Source organism: Streptomyces sp. ICN903 (assembly GCF_022015835.1).
In the GTDB taxonomy this organism is placed as follows: Bacteria; Actinomycetota; Actinomycetes; order Streptomycetales; family Streptomycetaceae; genus Streptomyces; species Streptomyces fenghuangensis.
The window spans coordinates 1-3,164 of sequence record NZ_JAKMAY010000455.1 but is presented as its reverse complement, the minus strand read 5'-3'; the positions used below and the strand labels follow the sequence as shown (position 1 = coordinate 3,164).

The window sequence follows — 3,164 nt, the reverse complement described above, 5'->3', positions numbered from 1 at the left end:
CTTCTCGCACGGCGTGCGCAAGGGGAACATCCTCCAGGTGGCCGGACAGGTCGGTTTCCTGCCCGCCGTCCCCGGGCAGCCGCCCACCCCGGCGGGGCCGGGCCTGCGCGAGCAGACCCTCCAGACCCTCGCCAACGTGGAGGCGGTCCTGAGGGAGGGTGGGGCGAGCTGGGAGGACGTGGTGATGGTCCGCGTCTACCTCACCGACACCGGCCACTTCGCCGAGTTCAACGAGATCTACGACGAGTACCTCGCCGGTACGGCGGGTCTCACCGGCCCGCCGGCGGCGCGGACGACCGTCTACGTCGGCCTGCCCGCCGGGCTGCTGGTCGAGATCGACGCCATGGCCGTCCTGGACTGACGCACGGGTGACCCCGGGCGACCCCGGGGGCCCGCACGCGCGCCCGTACGCCCGCGCGTGCCCGTACGCCCTCTTGTGCCGCCCGGCGGCGCGCTGTTGTTGTATGCGCCACGCCGGTTGCGGGGACGAGAGCGGAGGGCGCACATGGCCAGTACGGGCGAGAAGGGCGCGGCGGACGGAGCGGACGGCACGGGCGGGACGGAACGGCCCGGGAGCGGGACGGAGGCCGTCGCGGGGACCGCCGCGGCCCCGGCCGAACGGAAGGCGAGCTGGCGGCTGGTCGGCCCCGGCATCGTGGTGGCCGCCACCGGCGTCGGCGCCGGAGACCTGGTGGCCACCCTCGTCGCCGGCAGCAGGTTCGGCTACACCCTGCTGTGGGCGGCCGTCGTCGGCTGCCTGGTGAAGATCGCGCTGGCGGAGGCGACCGGCCGCTGGCACCTGGCCACCGGCCGGACGATCTTCGACGGCTGGCGCAGTCTGGGCGCGTGGACCACCGTCTACTTCGCGGTCTACGTCACGGTCTGGGGCTTCGTCTACGGCGCTGCCGCCATGTCCTCCAGCGCGCTGCCGCTGGTCGCGCTCTTCCCCGGCCTCCTCGGGCTGAAGACATGGGCGATCCTGTGCGGGCTGGCGGGGCTGGCGTTCGTCTGGTTCAACCGCTACGCGATCGTCGAGAAGATCATGATGGTCTTCGTCGGCGTGATGTTCGTGGTCGTCCTCTACGTCGCGGTCCGCGTCACCCCGCACCTCGGCGACGCCGTGGCCGGACTGCTGCCCGTGCTGCCGGACGGCTCGCTGCTCTACACCCTCGGCCTGGTCGGCGGCGTCGGCGGGACGATCACCATGGCCGCGTACGGCTACTGGGTCAACGCCAAGGGGTGGACCGACAGCGGCTGGATGCGGATGATGCGCCTGGACAACCGGGTCGCGTACCTGACCACCGGCGTCTTCGTGGTGGCGATGCTGATCGTCGGCGCCGAACTGCTGCACGCCGCCGGCACCGCCGTCGGCTCCGGCGACCAGGGGCTGCTGGACCTGGGCCGGATCCTGGAGGAGCGCTTCGGGGCCGTCACCGCCAAGCTCTTCCTGATCGGCTTCCTCGCCGCCTCCTTCTCCTCCCTCGTGGGCGTCTGGCACGGCGTCAGCCTGCTGTTCGCCGACTTCGTGGAGCGTACGCGCGCGGCACGGGCGCAGGGCACCGGCGGCGAGCCCCCCGTCCTGGAGGTCGCGCGCGGGCAGCGCGAGCGCTCCGGGCCGTTCCGCGGCTACCTGCTGTGGCTGACGTTCCCGCCGATGGGCCTGCTGTGGCTGGACAAGCCCTTCGGGCTGGTCATCGCCTACGGCGTGCTGGGCGCCTTCTTCATGCCCTTCCTCGCCGGAACCCTGCTGTGGCTGCTCAACTCCGGCCGCACCCCGCACCGGTGGCGCAACGGGCCGCTGAGCAACGCGATGCTGGCGGCCGCCGGACTGCTCTTCGTGGTGCTGTGCGTCCAGCAGGTGCGCGAGCTGCCCTGGTGACCGCCCTGCCGGGTGCCCGTGCGGGAACGGCGCGGGAACGGCACGGGGCCCGGTCCGCGGTGGACGCGGACCGGGCCCCTTCCTCTTCCTCGCCGTGCCGGTGTTCCGCCGCCGGCGCTAGGGCAGCGCGTGGACGTGCGGGCCGACGGTGTCCGACCACCGGTTGCCGTTGAGCGCGTCCCAGTTGGTGGACCAGGTCATGGCGCCGCGGATGCCCGGGTAGGTCCGCGCGGGCTTGAACGAGCCGCACCTCGTCCCCCTGGCCAGGCAGTCCAGAGCGGCGTTCACCACGGAGGGGTCCACGTAACCGGAGCCCGCTCCGCGTGTGGACGCGGGGGTGCCCAGGCCGACCTGGGAGGGGTCGAGGCCACCCTCGAGCTGGATGCAGGCGAGCGCGGTGAGGAAGTCCACCGAGCCCTGCGAGTACACCTTGTTGTCGCAGCCCAGCATCGAACCGCTGTTGTAGTACTGCATGTTGACGACCGTGAGGATGTCCTTCACGTTCAGCGCCAGCTTGAAGTACTCGGTGGACGTGGACTGCATGTCGATGGTCTGCGGGGCCATCGTGAGGACCATGGAGGGCCCGGCCTTCGCCGACAGCGAGCGCAGGGCCTGCGTCAGCCAGGTGGAGTTGATGCCGTGCTCCAGGTCGATGTCCACGCCGTCGAAGCCGTACTCCTCCATCAGCCGGTGGGCGCTGTCGGCGAAGCGCGCGGCGGAGGCGGAGTCGTTGACGATGACGTTGCCCTTCTCGCCGCCCACCGAGATGATCACCTTCTTGCCCTCCGCCTGCTTGGCGGCGATGTCGTCCTTGAACTCCTGGACGGACGAGTAGCCGAGCGCCGGGTCGAGGTTGAAGGTGATCTCACCGGCGCTGGCCGTGGAGTCGGCGAAGGAGACGGCGATGATGTCGTACTGGTCCTGCACCTCGCGCAGCTTCTGCACCCGCGCGCCGTTGTCGAAGTTCTGCCAGTAGCCGGTCAGGGCGTGCTTGGGGACGCCGGTGCCGGGGTTGCCGCCGTCGTCGCCCCTGGGGCGGGTGGTGGCGGTGACGGGGGCGGACTTCGCCGACTCGCCGGCGCCGTTGACGGCGCTGACGCGGAACTCGTAGGAGGTGGCGGCGGCCAGTCCGGTGACGGTGGCCGAGGTGCCCTGCACCGACAGTGCCTTGGTCCCGTTCCGGTAGACGGTGTAGCCGGTGGCGCCGTCGACGGCGTTCCAGTTCAGGGTGACCGAGGAGGAGGTGGTGGCGCCGACGGTGGGTGTGCCGGGTGTGGCGGGGGGC

General features: G+C 71.8%; 3 protein-coding genes. 2 read left to right on the top strand and 1 reads right to left on the bottom strand.

The genetic code is table 11. From position 1 onward, the window contains the following. Together L7D48_RS27590 and L7D48_RS27585 are read left to right on the top strand one after the other, a co-directional pair. Nucleotides 1–361: RidA family protein (locus L7D48_RS27590; protein ID WP_237883638.1), on the top strand; the 361-nt coding region annotated here is incomplete at its 5' end. 144 nt (nucleotides 362–505) lie between these two features. Further along, nucleotides 506–1,879, top strand: coding sequence for an Nramp family divalent metal transporter (locus L7D48_RS27585; RefSeq protein ID WP_237883636.1), 1,374 nt, complete (start codon nucleotides 506–508; stop codon nucleotides 1,877–1,879). A gap of 117 nt (nucleotides 1,880–1,996) precedes the next feature. On the opposite strand, the gene L7D48_RS27580 is transcribed toward L7D48_RS27585, so the two are convergent. Beyond that, nucleotides 1,997–3,164, bottom strand: a 1,168-nt coding sequence (locus L7D48_RS27580; RefSeq protein WP_237883634.1) for a chitinase, incomplete at its 5' end; no start/stop codon positions are given.